This is a genomic window from Sutcliffiella horikoshii, from assembly GCF_020524325.1.
Taxonomy (GTDB): domain Bacteria; phylum Bacillota; class Bacilli; order Bacillales; family Bacillaceae_I; genus Sutcliffiella_A; species Sutcliffiella_A horikoshii_D.
In genome coordinates, this window is the sequence record NZ_JAIVKY010000003.1 from 95,544 (window position 1) to 110,392 (window position 14,849).

Genomic DNA, 14,849 nt, shown 5'->3' on the forward strand with positions numbered 1-14,849 from the left:
AGACTTTGTCTCGAAATTGCTTCCTTAAAGATACACCTCAAAACCTTTTTATGTCAACAAAATGAGCCGTTTTCTTTCGTGTTTCTTCCTTATAATAGATACATGTAAAATCTTCCTGTGTTTCTTCTGAAAAACCGTTGACACCTTTTGTCCCTTTACATACACTTATATTGTATTTATAATATAGTGTTTTCGTTTTTATACTGCCATAATAGATGGAGGGGTCACATATGCAACCTCAGACAATACAAACAGAGACAAGCTTTCAAGCACCTACAGAAAAAAGATGGAAGGTATGGTGGAACCTACTGCGTCCACATACTTTAACAGCAGCGTTTGTTCCTGTATTTATCGGGACAGCACTTGCTCTTTATGACACCAGCATTGATTGGCCTTTATTCTTTGCCATGTTATTGGCCAGCCTGTTAATACAGGCAGCAACTAATATGATCAATGAGTATTACGACTATAAAAAAGGACTCGATAATGAAAATTCAGTAGGCATCGGTGGCGCCATTGTAAGGCACGGCGTTAAACCTTCCACTGTACTTCAATTGGCATTTGCATTCTTTGGAATAGCTACATTACTTGGTGTGTATATTTGCATGAATAGCACATGGTGGTTGGCCGCCATCGGAACAGCCTGTATGGCAGCAGGGTATTTCTATACAGGAGGTCCCTACCCTATTGCATATACCCCATTTGGAGAAATTGTAGCAGGATTCTTTATGGGATTTGTTATTATCCTTATTTCCTTCTACATTCAAACAGGGTTCATTTCAGATACTGCGATGTTGATCTCCATTCCAATTTCCATTCTAGTCGGAGCCATTTTATTAGCAAATAACATACGTGATATTGTAGGCGACAAAGAGAATGGCCGGAAAACAGTGGCGATATTACTTGGCAGAAAGAATGCCATCCTGCTTCTAGCTACCATGTTCATTGTGTCTTATGCCCTTATTGTACTCTTTATTGCACTTGGTTACGCGTCATTTTGGTTATTATTAGTTTTCTTATCTGTCGCCAAACCACTTTCTGCAATAAAAGGATTTACAAACAATATCAGCAATGTGACGATGATGCCGGCAATGGTAGCAACGGCAAAAACGAATACCATTTTCGGCTTTTTGCTCGGAATCGGCCTTGTAATTGGTTACTTTGCAAACTGACTCTTATGACGGAGTCAGTTTTTTTAATTGGCAATCATGATTTTCAGAATGAACGCTCATAATACAAATAGACAGGATTTGAAAGGAGTCTATCTGTATGTTATCCTCTGATAAAATAAATCAGTTAAAACAACAACTAGAAGATACAAAACAAACACTTCAAGCACACCTTGACCAGAATGATCATTACCAGATGGAACAGGAACATCCATATGAAACAGTTAGTGAGCTCTCTGCTTACGATAACCATCCTGGTGATCTTGGAACCGAATTATACGAAAGAGAAAAAGACTTAGCATTAAATGAACATGCCGAAAAAGAAATGAAAGATATTAATCATGCACTTCAAGCTATGGCATCTGGCACGTATGGAGTATGTGAGGTATGTGGAAAAGAAATAGACGAAGATCGTTTAGATGCTATTCCAACCACCACTTATTGTAAAGAGCACAGTCCAGATCAGGTTGTTTCACATGACCGACCTGTAGAAGAAAATGTTTTGATGCCTCCATATGGACGATTTGAATACGATGAATCAGAAGGCGTGGCCTTTGACGCGGAAGACACATGGCAAATTGTACAAAGATATGGAACGTCCGAGAGTCCTTCCGACTTTTCAGATGATGTGGAGAATTATGACCGCACATATGTGGAAAGCGAAGAAAATGAAGGTTATGTAGAGGATTACGAGAACTTTGTAGGAACAGATATGTATGGTCAAAACGTTACTGTATATCCATCCATTAAACATGAGGCCTATGAAGATGCCCTTGATGAAGAAGGCATTATGACTTCCTTCGGTGACTTACATGGATATGAGAAAGATCCTTATACAGAGTAAATGTAAAAAGGAAGCCCGAAAGCAATTTTGCAATCAGGCTTCCTTTTTATTATTTGGAAGGATACATTTCCTGCAAAAACGTCACAGACTGCCTTATTAATTCCTTTAATACTTCTACGTCAATATCTGCTACTTTATTTATGTACACACATGCCTTGCCCGTTGTATGCTTGCCGAAATTCTTCAACAATTCTTCCCTTTTTGAATCACCAGTTGCAAAATATAAGCTTATTTTTGCTTTTCTTGGTGAAAAACCAACAAGCATGAAATCCCCTTCATGACCTGTTGGATATTTATAGTGATAAGAACCGAACCCAATAATGCTTGGTCCCCACATTTTCGCCTCATAACCTGTCGTTTCTGTGAAGATTTCTAACAGTCGATAAGCATCCTCCCGCTTTTTAGGACTTTCCACCGTTTCAATAAATTCAATGACACTGTTATCCGTTTCCTTAGTTTTTAATTCATAACCCAAATTTAGCTCCTCCTAACTTTATAAATCATCCTTTATTAATTCCACATTTCAACTTGTTTCCCTTTCCCTTTATCAAATAAGCACCACTTTCTTGCAGAGTCCATACATTATCATAGGCCTTTATCATGAAAGTGAGGGATATGATACATGTACACTAGAGATATTTTCTCCAAGGATTGGGCAGTTTTCCTAGCAGAATGCTGCCAGCTAGCCTATGATCAGTATCATCAAAATGGCATTTTCTCTATACCTAACGGCTTTAATTTGGTAAAAGAATTCAAAGGTGTATCTTTTCATAGCCTGGAATGGTTCGGGTTTATTTTAGAATCAGAGGATGCAATTATCGTTAGCTTTCGCGGCACACAAACAGATCCTGACTGGATTGCTGATGCGGAAATCTTCCAGCAGCCTTTTCCATATTGTGACACAGGTAATCAACTACTTGTACATGGTGGTTTCCTTTCGGTATATGAATCAATGAGGGAAGAGTTGTTGAATTGCCTACAAAAAGAGCTATCCTCTAGCAAGACATTATTCGTCACAGGTCATAGTCTCGGAGGAGCACTAGCTGCCCTATTTTCACTCGATTGTGCTACAAATACAACATTCAGCTCGCTATTTATGTATAGTTATGGTGCCCCGCGTGTTGGGGATGAAGCTTTTGCAAACCTGTACAATGAGTACGTTCCGGGTTCCATCCGTTTTGTTAACCTGGCCGACCTCGTCCCTTTTGTACCACCAACAAAAGTCGTAGCACCTTTAAGTAAAAGAACATGGAACTACAAACACACCATGACCCCCTCCCGCTTCTTACTAACAGAAGGCTCCATCATCAAAAACCACAGCATAGAAACATACATCAAAGCAATGAGGGAGAAGTTCTGAAACGAAAAAAACCGAAGCAAGAAATGCTCGGTCCTAACTAAATTATAGTTGATTGGTGGAACGTCGCTGTTCCTTTCCGCAAATGGCTGGGCTTTCCGCGGGGCGACCTTGAGCCTCCTCGGCTAGCCTACCGGGTCTCAACATTGCCGCTACTCCCCCGCAGGAGTCTTCGCCATTTGCTCCAATCCACAGCTAGATTTTACGCCTTTTCCTTAACCTATAGTGCAGCCACCTTGTTGATTGAAGTGGAAGGTTCGCAGACGCCCGCGGGAGGAAGGGACAAGTGAGACCCCGGAAGCGTTGTGAGGAGGCTCACGGACCGCCCGCAGGCAAGCGAAGCGCCTGGAACGGAAATCAACTGCTTTTATGCCTTCTTACCTTGCCCTCTTTCGCTTATCGCTTGCTGTAGCTTGGTTCTAGGCCCCAGATTTCGTTGGCGTATTGTCTGATGGTGCGGTCGCTTGAGAAGAAGCCAGAGTGAGCGATGTTTTTTGCGCTCATCGTTAGCCAGTGAGTACGGTCACGGTAGGCTGCGTCCACACGCTCTTGTGCATCTATATAAGACGCAAAATCCTTCAAGACGAAATACTCATCGTTTTGCATAAGCAGGGAATCATGAATTGGCTCAAAGTGGTCATCCACGTCCGGGAAGAATCCGTTGACAAGTTGCTCGAGAACCTGCTGGATCCTCTTATCATGATGGTAATACTCACTCGATCTATAACCACCATTTTGATAATAATTCAGAACCTGTTCTGCGGTTAGGCCGAAAATGAACATATTTTCTTCTCCGACCTCTTCTTTAATTTCAATGTTGGCACCGTCAAGCGTGCCGATCGTCAAGGCCCCATTCATCATAAATTTCATATTACCAGTACCTGAAGCTTCCTTACTAGCAGTAGAAATTTGTTCACTTACATCCGCTGCAGGGAAAATATCCTCAGCCAATGAAACTCGATAGTTTTCTAGAAAGATAACCTTTAACCGTCCGTTAATGGAAGGATCATTATTCACCTTATCCGCCAGAGAGTTTATTAATTTAATTACTCTTTTAGCATAATAATAACCTGGAGAAGCTTTGGCTCCAAAAATGAACGTTCTGGGATGGATATCAAAGCTACTGTCTTCTTTTAAACGGTTATATAAATACATGATGTGAAAAACGTTTAATAGCTGACGTTTGTATGCATGCAGTCTTTTTACTTGAACATCAAAAATACTGTCTGAATCAATAACGATTCCTGTTTGCTTTCTAATGCGCTCTCCAAGAATCTGCTTCCGTTCCCGTTTCACTTGATCTAACTTCTCCAAAAAAGCGGAATCGTTTGCATATACATCAAGCTGACGAAGTTGTGTCGTGTCTTTCATCCATCCATGACCAATCGTATCCTGAATGAGCGAGGTTAGTTGGGGATTTGCTTTCAATAACCATCTGCGGTGTGTAATTCCATTCGTTTTATTATTGAATTTATCAGGGAAAGCTTCATAAAATAAACGCATCTCACGATTTTTCAATATCTCGGTGTGTATTTTTGCCACGCCGTTGACACTGAAGCTACCAACCACCGCTAAATGAGCCATCTTCACTAAGCCATGCGCAAGAATTGCCATCTCTTCAATTCGACTCCATTGTCCGGGGTACTTTTTCCATAAATCTGCACAGAAGCGCTCATTGATCTCTTCTACAATCATATATATACGTGGCAGCAAAGGTTGAAAAATATTAGTCGGCCATTTTTCCAATGCTTCAGAAAGAGTTGTATGGTTGGTATAAGAGATGGTATGAGAGGTAATTTCCCAAGCCTGTTCCCAGCTCATATCTTCTTCATCCAAAAGAATCCGCATCAGTTCTGGAATTGCCAGCACTGGATGGGTGTCATTGATGTGAATGGTCACTTTTTTATGAAAATCTATTAGACTACCATTCTTCTTCCGATAAGATCGAATAATGCTTCCGATACTTGCCGCAACAAGAAAATATTGTTGTTTTAAACGCAAGATCTTTCCTTCATCATGGGTATCATCCGGATAAAGAAATTCTGAAACTGCTTCTGTATCTCTTTTATATTGCATGATATCCTTGTTTGTTGGAAAAGGCGCCGGCTCGGCACTCCAAAGCCGTAACATATTGACCGTATCCGTTTGATAGCCGACAACTGGCATATCATATGGAACAGCTGTGATGGCCTCTCCTTTTGCATGCCTGAACTTCTCTTTTCCGTCCTCTTTATAAGACTCCACCTTGCCCCAGAAATTGATTTCCACCGCCTGATCTGGCTTTCTTACCTCCCAGACGTTTCCATGCCTAAGCCATTGCTCAGGCAATTCCACTTGGTAGCCGTCCACAAATTTCTGGTCAAATAAACCATGTTTATAACGAATGCCACACCCATGACCAGGAAGGTCTAAAGAAGCGAGTGAATCTAAGAAACAGGCTGCCAGACGACCAAGTCCACCATTTCCAAGGCCTGCATCCGCTTCAATTTCCTCAATGGCAGAGAAATCAAGCCCTAGTTCTTTCAGGCCCTCTTCCACCACCTCTTGGATTCCAAGGTTCAGGAGATTACTTCCCAATAATCTCCCCAACAAAAATTCAATAGAAAGATAGTACACTTGTTTTTCATCAGCCGCTCGATTTCGTTCGTTGGTGGCAATCCAGTTGGAACTGATATATTCTCTTACCATGTTACCGAGTGTATGATAATGATCTCTTGAGGTTGATTCCTGGAAGCTCTTTCCGTACATACTCTCCAATTTTCTTAAAAAAGCAGCCTTGAATTTCTCTTTATTAGAGAACATGCACTCCACTCCTAGCCATTAGTGTTGAATACAATTGATTGTATTTAAACGCCGATTTAGCCCAGCTATAATCGCGCTCCATCGCTTCTTTCATAATACCTTTCCACACTTCTGGCTGCTCATACATGCTTATGGCACGCCTAATGGTATGAAGCATATCATGGGCATTAAAGTTAGTGAAAGAAAATCCGTTTCCTTCCAACGTCGTTTCATCATAAGAATGGACCGTGTCATTTAATCCACCGGTTTCGCGTACGACCGGTATCGTGCCGTAGCGCAAGGCTATAAGTTGACCAAGACCACACGGTTCAAACTTTGACGGCATTAAAAACATATCTGCACCTGCGTAAATCTGATGAGCAAGCGGTTCATCAAAGCCAATGAACGTCTTCACTTTTTCAGGATATTGATAGGATAACTCCCGGAAGTAATGCTCAAACTGAGGTTCACCTGTTCCAAGCACGACAACCTGTACATCCTCATTCAAGACTTCATGCAACACACATGTAACAAGGTCCAACCCTTTTTGCTTAGTCAACCTGCTTACCATCGCAATAATCGGTGTTTCCTCTTTTACAGGTAGTCCGCATAGTTTTTGCAAGGCTGCTTTATTCACTTTTTTATTGTCCATTTTACTGACGGAATAATTTGCTTCAATGTACTCGTTGGTTTCAGGACTATATAAATCATCATCAATTCCATTAATGATGCCGACTAACGCATCATTTCTATGACGGAGAACTCCATCCAGTTTTTCGCCAAAATAAGCGGTCTGAATTTCATCCTTATAAGTGGGACTTACCGTCGTAATGTATCCGGATGACACTAATGCTGCTTTCATGAAATTAACATTTCCGTAAAACTCCAGCTCATCAGCATGGAAATGTTTACTGTCAATACGCAATAAATCATGCAGGATACTTGGCGGAAATACACCTTGGAATTGAAGGTTATGGATAGTAAACACACTTTGAATATGCTCAAATCTTGGATTTTGTTTGTATTCTCGCTCTAAAATGAAATTGACCATCCCTGTGTGCCAGTCATGGCAGTGAATGACATCCGGAATGAAATCAATAGCCGTCATGCTTTCCAATACGGCACGACAGAAAAAGGAAAAGCGTTCCCCGTCATCAAAGTGACCGTACAGGGAATCGCGGTTAAAGTAGTATTCATTATCGATAAAATAATAGGTTACATTATCGTGTACCAATTTTTCCACGCCACAGTATTGATGACGCCAGCCCACATCTACAAATGTGGTCTGGACTCTTTTCATTTTGTTTTTAAACACTTCGGGGATTTGCCCATATTTCGGCAAGATAACCCGTACATCCGTTCCAAGTTTCTTTAACTCCTTAGGCAATGCTCCCGCAACATCGCCTAAGCCACCGGATTTTACAAATGGGACACATTCTGAAACGACAAACAATACTTTCACGAATTCATCAGAGCTCCTTGTACCGATCCTTTTTTCACTAAATACGGGGAATCTGTTTTCCCGGTTAATCTTGTACCGTCTTCTACCTTAACATCTTTGTCTAAGATGACGGAATCTAAAACACAATTCTCTCCGATAACGCCTTTTTGCATGACAATACTGTTTTTCACTACCGTACCTTTTCCAATTTTGACACCACGGAAAATAATACTGTTCTCGACATGGCCTTCAATAATCGCACCATTTGCAATCATGGAATTTTTTACGAAAGCATCTTTAGAGTAACTTGTTGGAGGCTCGTCTTTAACTTTTGTGAAGACAGGTTGATCCTTCACAAACACTTGCTTCCATACAACAGGATCCAACAGTTCCAAACTATGCTCATAATAACTTTCCAATGAATCTATCACTGCTGCATAGTTGCTATATTCATAATTACAAATTTTATACCCGCTTGTTATATCCTCTACCACATCCATGATACTTCTATACCCCGTTTGTTCATGGTTCATGAATAATTTTACAAGCAGTTCTTTTTCAAGGACATACATATCCAATGTTTCATCTTCTTTTACCACATGGGTAATATCACATCTGTTTTGAATATGACGATCAAGAATTAGTTTGTAATTCATATTGGATACGGTAAAACTATTTGCAATCACGACATATTTCTGACTGCTGCGCCCGAAAAAGTCCTCATTCTCTTTGAAATGCTGGAAAGAACCTGTGTTTTCATTTTCGGAACTTGGGAAAAAGAATAACCCATCGCGTTTACGATCCAGATCCCACTGCTTTCCTGAACCAAGGTGATCCATTAGAGAGCGATATTGATACCGGGGGAAAATCGCAACATTTTGGATACCGGAATTGACCATATTGGAAAGGACAAAATCAATCAGTCTATAGCGTCCCCCAAAAGGAACTGCTGCTATGGAACGCTTTAACGTTAACTCCTGCATTTCTTCATTATGGATTGTTGCATCGATGATTCCTAACATTGATTTATTCATAAATGGACACCCTTCCTGTGTTTGATTTTCCGTCTTTTATCGGGTTGTAGAGAAAATCCCTTTATCCATCATTTCCTCTGTTACTAAAATAATCTCGTCTTCATTTTTCTCCGGACAAATGACCGCACCATCTGGAATTTTTATCCCTGAAGGAATAATTGCCTTGTTCACATAGACATTTTCACCAATGATGGCATCCGGCATGATTACTGAGTTTTGAATTACTGAGTTTCTCCCCACATTCACACCTTGGAATAAGACGGAGTGATCAATTTTCCCTTCAATGAAACATCCTTCATTTACAAGCGAGTCCTTCACGTCTGCATATGGTGCAATAAATTGAGGCGGCTGGTTTGGATTAACAGAATAGATGCGCCAGTCATATTCAAAGAGATTCAATTCACAATCCTCTTTTAATAAATCCATATTGGCTTCCCACAAGCTCTTTACCGTTCCAACATCCTTCCAATATCCCTTAAAAGGATAGGCTACCAATCTTTTATTCTCTTCCAATAACAAAGGAATAACATCCTTGCCGAAGTCATGACTGGACTCAGGGTTTCTATCATCCATTTCAAGATATTCCTTTAAGATTGACCACTTAAAAATATAGATTCCCATAGAAGCCAGGTTACTCTTTGGATGCGCAGGCTTTTCATCAAACTCCACCACTTCGAGCTTATCGTTTGTATTCATGATTCCGAACCTGCTTGCTTCTTCCCAAGGAACTTCCACAACTGAAATGGATACATCCGCATCCTTCTTAACATGGTAGTCTAGCATTTCCTCGTAATTCATCTTGTAAATATGGTCACCAGAAAGAATAAGGACATATTCTGGATCATATTGAGTGAGATAATTAATATTTTGGTAGATAGCACTTGCTGTACCTGTATACCATTTCACACCTGAAGACTCGGTGTAAGGAGGCAATACCGTCACCCCTCCATTTTTCCGATCCAAGTCCCAAGTGCTACCTATCCCAATATAGGAATTCAAAACTAGAGGTTGGTATTGAGTCAGTACCCCAACAGTAGTAATACCTGAGTTTGTACAATTACTTAAAGCGAAATCAATAATTCTATACTTTCCTCCAAATGGAACAGCCGGCTTCGCCAACGTTTTTGTTAAGGAACTGAGCCTGCTCCCTTTTCCCCCTGCCAATAACATTGCTACACACTTATTTTTCGCCATCGCGTTATCTCTCCCCTCTAATTTTCTTCGGACGCCATATACTTACTCCAAATGATGCAACATTGACCATCATATGATAGTCCTTTCCGTGATATGCTCCTTCTTCAGCACTAACTTCCTGCTCATTTATCCGGCCGTTTCCACCGAATTCTTTTGCATCAGAACTAAATACTTCTTCATATTCTGTTAGATAAGGCACGCCAATTTTAAATTCTTCGTAAGATGCCCCTGTGAAATTACAAATTACTACTAGCGTATCTGCAGGTTTCTTTCCTTTTCGGATAAAAGAAAAAACACTTTGCTCTCGGTTATCTGCATCAATCCATTCAAATCCATTCGGATCATGATCCAATTCATACAAGGCTTTAAATTGCTGATAAAATGCCAACAGCTCCTTGAAATAATGATGCATCTGTTGATGGGATTCATATTGGTCTACTAAAAACCAATCCAACTGTTCTAGGTCCTTCCATTCATCAAACTGTCCAAACTCTCCGCCCATGTAGAGCAGCTTCTTTCCTGGGTGTGTGAAGAAGAAGCCGTACAGTAAACGTAATTGCGCAAACTTCTCTTCATATGAACCTGGCATTTTGTTTAACAGCGACTTTTTGCCATGTACCACTTCATCATGGGAAAAAGGCAAGATGAAATTCTCGGAAAATGTATATACGATGGAGAAGGTCACTTTATCGTGTAAATGTTTCCTTTGCTCTGGGGCAGCCTCCATATAACGCAGGATGTCATTCATCCAACCCATGTTCCATTTATAATTGAAACCAAGGCCTCCACTAGAAGTTGGGGAAGTAACTAACGGCCAATCTGTAGAATCCTCTGCAATCATTAGTGCACTATAATCTTGTTCAAATACCGCTTCATTCAGCTTTTGCAAAAATTCCTGTGCAAAAGGGTTCGCGTGCTCTTCCTGTGTATTTGGCCAATAAAGCATGTTGGCCACCGCATCCACCCTAAAGCCGTCAACATGAAAATATTCCATCCAGAACAAAGCATTTGATATTAAAAAGCTCCTTACTTCTGGCTTTCCTAAATCAAAGTTTGCCGTTCCCCATACCTCATTTTCGCGGTCATGATAGTTCTTATATTCAAATACTGGTGCCCCATCAAACATATATAGGCCATGCGCATCTTTGCAAAAATGACCCGGAACCCAGTCAAATATCACACCTATGTCCTCTTGATGGCATGCATCAATAAATGCCATTAACTCTTTAGGATTTCCATACCTGCTTGTCGCAGCATAATACCCCGTGCCTTGATAACCCCATGAGCGGTCATATGGATGCTCTACTAAAGGAAGTATTTCTATATGTGTAAATCCATGTTCTTTAACATAAGGAATTAACTCCTCAACCAGTTCTGTGTAGGAGTACAGCTCTCCATCATCTTTAACTTTCCATGAACCAAGGTGTAGCTCATAAATAAACATCGGTTTTTCATAAACCAGTTTCCGTTTCTTTTTCCTGCGCCAATTCTGATCTTTCCATTTGAATCCCTCTAGGTCATACACCACTGACGCTGTATTAGGTCTGACTTCTGCATGAAAAGCGAATGGATCTGCTTTATGTAATACTTCTCCGGATTGTGTAACAATTTCGTATTTATATAAATGACCAGATAGGTTCTCATCTATTTGAATACTCCAAACACCTTCATTATTTAATTTTTCTAGTGGATGCATCTCACCATTCCACTCATTAAAAGAGCCCATCACACGTACCTTTTTCGCATTAGGAGCCCATACAGTGAATCTTGTTCCTACCACTTTTTTACGATGCCGTACTAAATGAGAGCCAAAAAGCTCATAACTTTTATACAGAGTACCTTCATGAAAAAGGTGCAGCTGAAAATCCGTCGCACTCGTAGCAATCAATTTTTTCACCCTTCCATCATTCCTTATAAAAAAGAATATTGTTATACACTACTATTCTCTTTTTTATAATATTCTCCTTTATCCGACAAGTAGAAATCGTGTGACATAAATCAACAATATTTATTTTTATAGATTTTAATGTAAAATATATACACTATAAGGAAACCGTTTTCATTGTTGATATGCTTGAAATTGCGTAGTAACAGCTTTTTTGGAAGGGTTTACATTTTATAAAGAACCGACTAAATATTAGGAGGAGGAATGTTGTTTTTTGTCGAAAAGTTTTTATATCGTATATAGCATATAAGTATAAATGTACACGCTTACATAGATAAACTATATCAAAATAACGAATTTACTTTTCAAAATGTGGTTTTACTTAGATCAGAGAAGGGTATTGTATGAGTTAGGGATTTCAATTTAGACGGGAACAATCTATTCAATTTCAAGAGACTTTCGTAGTGTTTTTAGAGAGGATTTTGGACAAATAAAAAAAGCCATAGTATTTATAAAATACCACAACTTTTGATGACCCGTACGGGATTCGAACCCGTGTTACCGCCGTGAAAGGGCGGTGTCTTAACCGCTTGACCAACGGGCCAGATATTCTGGCGGAGAAGGAGGGATTTGAACCCTCGCGCCGCTTACACGACCTACACCCTTAGCAGGGGCGCCTCTTCAGCCACTTGAGTACTTCCCCAGAAATGGCTCCACCAGTAGGATTCGAACCTACGACCCTTCGGTTAACAGCCGAATGCTCTACCGCTGAGCTATGGTGGAATAAAACGGTATATAAAAAATGGTGGGCCTAAGTGGACTCGAACCACCGACCTCACGCTTATCAGGCGTGCGCTCTAACCAGCTGAGCTATAGGCCCACAAAAATGGAGCGGGTGATGGGAATCGAACCCACGACATCAGCTTGGAAGGCTGAGGTTTTACCATTAAACTACACCCGCTAAAAAGGGCGACTGATGGGAATCGAACCCACGAATGCCTGAACCACAATCAGGTGCGTTAACCACTTCGCCACAACCGCCATAACAATATTTACTTAGTAAAGATGGTGCCGGCGATAGGAGTCGAACCCACGACCTACTGATTACAAGTCAGTTGCTCTACCAACTGAGCTACACCGGCAATTAAAAATCAAAGTGGCTCGGGACGGAATCGAACCGCCGACACATGGATTTTCAGTCCATTGCTCTACCAACTGAGCTACCGAGCCAAACAAAAATGGCGGTCCCGACCGGGATCGAACCGGCGATCTCCTGCGTGACAGGCAGGCATGTTAACCGCTACACCACGGGACCATTTGGTTGCGGGGACAGGATTTGAACCTGCGACCTTCGGGTTATGAGCCCGACGAGCTACCGGACTGCTCCACCCCGCGATAGTAATAATAAAGTTTTATCTCTCATGCATATTAAAATCAACTGTCCCAATCTCTGAAAGTAAATTCAGTGATGTGTGTCGATTGGTACAACTCGAAGTTTATACTAGAAGCTAATGCTCGTTGCTCCACCCCGCGATAGTAATATATATTTCTCTATACTCACCATATCATCTAAAATAATATGGCGGAGGAAGAGGGATTCGAACCCCCGCGGGCTTTGACACCCCTGTCGGTTTTCAAGACCGATCCCTTCAGCCGGACTTGGGTATTCCTCCGCGTATAGAAAGAACTGGTGGACCTTGTAGGACTCGAACCTACGACCGGACGGTTATGAGCCGTCTGCTCTAACCAGCTGAGCTAAAGGTCCTTTTTGGTAGCGGCGGAGGGGATCGAACCCCCGACCTCACGGGTATGAACCGTACGCTCTAGCCAGCTGAGCTACACCGCCAAAAAGATAAAGTATTTCATTAAAAGTATTAAAGTGGAGCCTAGCGGGATCGAACCGCTGACCTCCTGCGTGCAAAGCAGGCGCTCTCCCAGCTGAGCTAAGGCCCCAAATTCTAAAAGGGATTTAATTTAATGGTCGGGAAGACAGGATTTGAACCTGCGACCCCTTGGTCCCAAACCAAGTGCTCTACCAAGCTGAGCTACTCCCCGATAATGGCGCGCCCGAGAGGACTCGAACCCCTAACCTTTTGATCCGTAGTCAAACGCTCTATCCAATTGAGCTACGGGCGCATATAAATGAAAGTTGTTTTACTGCTGTAAAAACTGTGGTGCCGAGGACCGGAATCGAACCGGTACGGTAGTCACCTACCGCAGGATTTTAAGTCCTGTGCGTCTGCCAGTTCCGCCACCCCGGCAGGGGCAAGTCTATTGGAGCGGAAGACGGGATTCGAACCCGCGACCCCCACCTTGGCAAGGTGGTGTTCTACCACTGAACTACTTCCGCTAATATAAAATTACAATGCGGGTGAAGGGACTCGAACCCCCACGTCAAAGACACTAGATCCTAAGTCTAGCGCGTCTGCCAATTCCGCCACACCCGCAAGATAAATGGTGTGCCATGAAGGACTCGAACCTTCGACCCTCTGATTAAAAGTCAGATGCTCTACCGACTGAGCTAATGGCACAAAAGTGGTGCCGGCGATAGGAGTCGAACCCACGACCTACTGATTACAAGTCAGTTGCTCTACCAACTGAGCTACACCGGCATATTATTATGATTTAATACTGTATAAAAAAGTATAAATGGTGGAGGATGACGGGATCGAACCGCCGACCCTCTGCTTGTAAGGCAGATGCTCTCCCAGCTGAGCTAATCCTCCATATATATGCCTGGCAACGTCCTACTCTCACAGGGGGAGATCCCCCAACTACCATCGGCGCTGAAAAGCTTAACTTCCGTGTTCGGTATGGGAACGGGTGTGACCTCTTCGCCATCATTACCAGACAAATAATATTATACAAAATTGAGAAAGAAAATCAAGATGTTTTTACATCTTTCTTGTTCCTTCAAAACTAGATAATGTCTTCCTATCAAGATATTCATATCGCTCACTTATTTCGATACTTATTGGGTTAAGTCCTCGATCGATTAGTATTCGTCAGCTCCACATGTCGCCATGCTTCCACCTCGAACCTATCTACCTGATCATCTTTCAGGGATCTTACTTACCGAAGTAAAAGGAAATCTCATCTTGAGGGGGGCTTCATGCTTAGATGCTTTCAGCACTTATCCCGTCC

The 14,849-nt window shown here is 41.7% G+C and carries 9 protein-coding genes, 22 tRNA genes and 2 rRNA genes; 3 read left to right on the top strand and 30 right to left on the bottom strand.

What is annotated here, in order from left to right; genetic code table 11:
• Window positions 1–230: 230 nt before the first annotated feature.
• Window positions 231–1,172, top strand: coding sequence for a 1,4-dihydroxy-2-naphthoate polyprenyltransferase (locus LC091_RS04570; protein WP_226680654.1), 942 nt, complete (start codon window positions 231–233; stop codon window positions 1,170–1,172).
• 97 nt (window positions 1,173–1,269) lie between these two features.
• A complete protein-coding gene (locus LC091_RS04575) occupies window positions 1,270–2,013 on the top strand; it encodes a TraR/DksA C4-type zinc finger protein (protein ID WP_226680656.1) in 744 nt (247 codons plus the stop codon).
• A gap of 49 nt (window positions 2,014–2,062) precedes the next feature.
• Here the strand turns inward: LC091_RS04575 and LC091_RS04580 are convergent, their stop codons facing one another.
• Complete coding sequence (locus LC091_RS04580) at window positions 2,063–2,488, bottom strand: DUF1801 domain-containing protein (RefSeq protein WP_226680658.1); 426 nt, start codon at window positions 2,486–2,488, stop codon at window positions 2,063–2,065.
• Window positions 2,489–2,635: 147 nt separating this feature from the next.
• Here LC091_RS04580 and LC091_RS04585 point away from each other — a divergent pair, with 147 nt between their 5' ends.
• Window positions 2,636–3,373, top strand: coding sequence for a lipase family protein (locus LC091_RS04585; RefSeq protein ID WP_226680660.1), 738 nt, complete (start codon window positions 2,636–2,638; stop codon window positions 3,371–3,373).
• A gap of 393 nt (window positions 3,374–3,766) precedes the next feature.
• Here LC091_RS04585 and LC091_RS04590 read toward each other — a convergent pair whose 3' ends face one another.
• The 29 genes from LC091_RS04590 to LC091_RS04730 all read right to left on the bottom strand — a co-directional run.
• Complete coding sequence (locus tag LC091_RS04590) at window positions 3,767–6,172, bottom strand: glycogen/starch/alpha-glucan phosphorylase (RefSeq protein ID WP_226680661.1); 2,406 nt, start codon at window positions 6,170–6,172, stop codon at window positions 3,767–3,769.
• Window positions 6,162–7,613: a glycogen synthase GlgA gene (gene glgA / locus LC091_RS04595; protein WP_226680663.1), complete on the bottom strand. Its 1,452-nt coding sequence runs from the start codon at window positions 7,611–7,613 to the stop codon at window positions 6,162–6,164. Before glgA ends, LC091_RS04590 begins: the two co-directional genes overlap by 11 nt.
• The gene (locus LC091_RS04600) at window positions 7,610–8,626 is read right to left on the bottom strand and encodes a GlgC family sugar phosphate nucleotidyltransferase (RefSeq protein ID WP_226680664.1); all 1,017 of its coding nucleotides are present in this window, start codon (window positions 8,624–8,626) and stop codon (window positions 7,610–7,612) included. The genes glgA and LC091_RS04600 overlap by 4 nt, the downstream gene beginning before the upstream one ends.
• 36 nt (window positions 8,627–8,662) lie before the next feature.
• Complete coding sequence (locus tag LC091_RS04605) at window positions 8,663–9,820, bottom strand: glucose-1-phosphate adenylyltransferase (protein ID WP_226680666.1); 1,158 nt, start codon at window positions 9,818–9,820, stop codon at window positions 8,663–8,665.
• Window positions 9,821–9,824: 4 nt separating this feature from the next.
• Window positions 9,825–11,708 (bottom strand): 1,4-alpha-glucan branching enzyme, encoded by a 1,884-nt coding sequence (gene glgB, locus LC091_RS04610; RefSeq protein ID WP_226680686.1) that lies wholly within the window; start codon window positions 11,706–11,708, stop codon window positions 9,825–9,827.
• A gap of 529 nt (window positions 11,709–12,237) precedes the next feature.
• Window positions 12,238–12,309, bottom strand: a tRNA-Glu gene (locus LC091_RS04615).
• A gap of 8 nt (window positions 12,310–12,317) precedes the next feature.
• Window positions 12,318–12,408: transfer RNA gene (locus LC091_RS04620), tRNA-Ser, on the bottom strand.
• A 5-nt stretch (window positions 12,409–12,413) separates the two neighbouring features.
• Window positions 12,414–12,488: transfer RNA gene (locus tag LC091_RS04625), tRNA-Asn, on the bottom strand.
• Between the two features lie 20 nt (window positions 12,489–12,508).
• A tRNA-Ile gene (locus LC091_RS04630) sits at window positions 12,509–12,585 on the bottom strand.
• 7 nt (window positions 12,586–12,592) lie between these two features.
• Window positions 12,593–12,666 (bottom strand) — tRNA-Gly (locus LC091_RS04635).
• Between the two features lie 7 nt (window positions 12,667–12,673).
• A tRNA-His gene (locus LC091_RS04640) sits at window positions 12,674–12,746 on the bottom strand.
• A 25-nt stretch (window positions 12,747–12,771) separates the two neighbouring features.
• A tRNA-Thr gene (locus tag LC091_RS04645) sits at window positions 12,772–12,847 on the bottom strand.
• Between the two features lie 15 nt (window positions 12,848–12,862).
• Window positions 12,863–12,935 (bottom strand) — tRNA-Phe (locus tag LC091_RS04650).
• A gap of 9 nt (window positions 12,936–12,944) precedes the next feature.
• Window positions 12,945–13,020 (bottom strand) — tRNA-Asp (locus tag LC091_RS04655).
• 3 nt (window positions 13,021–13,023) lie between these two features.
• Window positions 13,024–13,100 (bottom strand) — tRNA-Met (locus tag LC091_RS04660).
• A 185-nt stretch (window positions 13,101–13,285) separates the two neighbouring features.
• Window positions 13,286–13,378 (bottom strand) — tRNA-Ser (locus tag LC091_RS04665).
• Window positions 13,379–13,393: 15 nt separating this feature from the next.
• Window positions 13,394–13,470: transfer RNA gene (locus LC091_RS04670), tRNA-Ile, on the bottom strand.
• 4 nt (window positions 13,471–13,474) lie between these two features.
• Window positions 13,475–13,551 (bottom strand) — tRNA-Met (locus tag LC091_RS04675).
• Window positions 13,552–13,585: 34 nt separating this feature from the next.
• A tRNA-Ala gene (locus LC091_RS04680) sits at window positions 13,586–13,658 on the bottom strand.
• Between the two features lie 25 nt (window positions 13,659–13,683).
• Window positions 13,684–13,760, bottom strand: a tRNA-Pro gene (locus tag LC091_RS04685).
• Window positions 13,761–13,764: 4 nt separating this feature from the next.
• A tRNA-Arg gene (locus LC091_RS04690) sits at window positions 13,765–13,841 on the bottom strand.
• 36 nt (window positions 13,842–13,877) lie between these two features.
• Window positions 13,878–13,966 (bottom strand) — tRNA-Leu (locus LC091_RS04695).
• Window positions 13,967–13,980: 14 nt separating this feature from the next.
• Window positions 13,981–14,055: transfer RNA gene (locus LC091_RS04700), tRNA-Gly, on the bottom strand.
• A 16-nt stretch (window positions 14,056–14,071) separates the two neighbouring features.
• Window positions 14,072–14,152: transfer RNA gene (locus tag LC091_RS04705), tRNA-Leu, on the bottom strand.
• 8 nt (window positions 14,153–14,160) lie between these two features.
• Window positions 14,161–14,236 (bottom strand) — tRNA-Lys (locus tag LC091_RS04710).
• A gap of 5 nt (window positions 14,237–14,241) precedes the next feature.
• A tRNA-Thr gene (locus LC091_RS04715) sits at window positions 14,242–14,317 on the bottom strand.
• 38 nt (window positions 14,318–14,355) lie between these two features.
• Window positions 14,356–14,431, bottom strand: a tRNA-Val gene (locus tag LC091_RS04720).
• 8 nt (window positions 14,432–14,439) lie between these two features.
• Window positions 14,440–14,556: ribosomal RNA gene (rrf, locus tag LC091_RS04725) — 5S ribosomal RNA — on the bottom strand.
• A 124-nt stretch (window positions 14,557–14,680) separates the two neighbouring features.
• Window positions 14,681–14,849: ribosomal RNA gene (locus tag LC091_RS04730) — 23S ribosomal RNA — on the bottom strand; the annotation flags it as partial.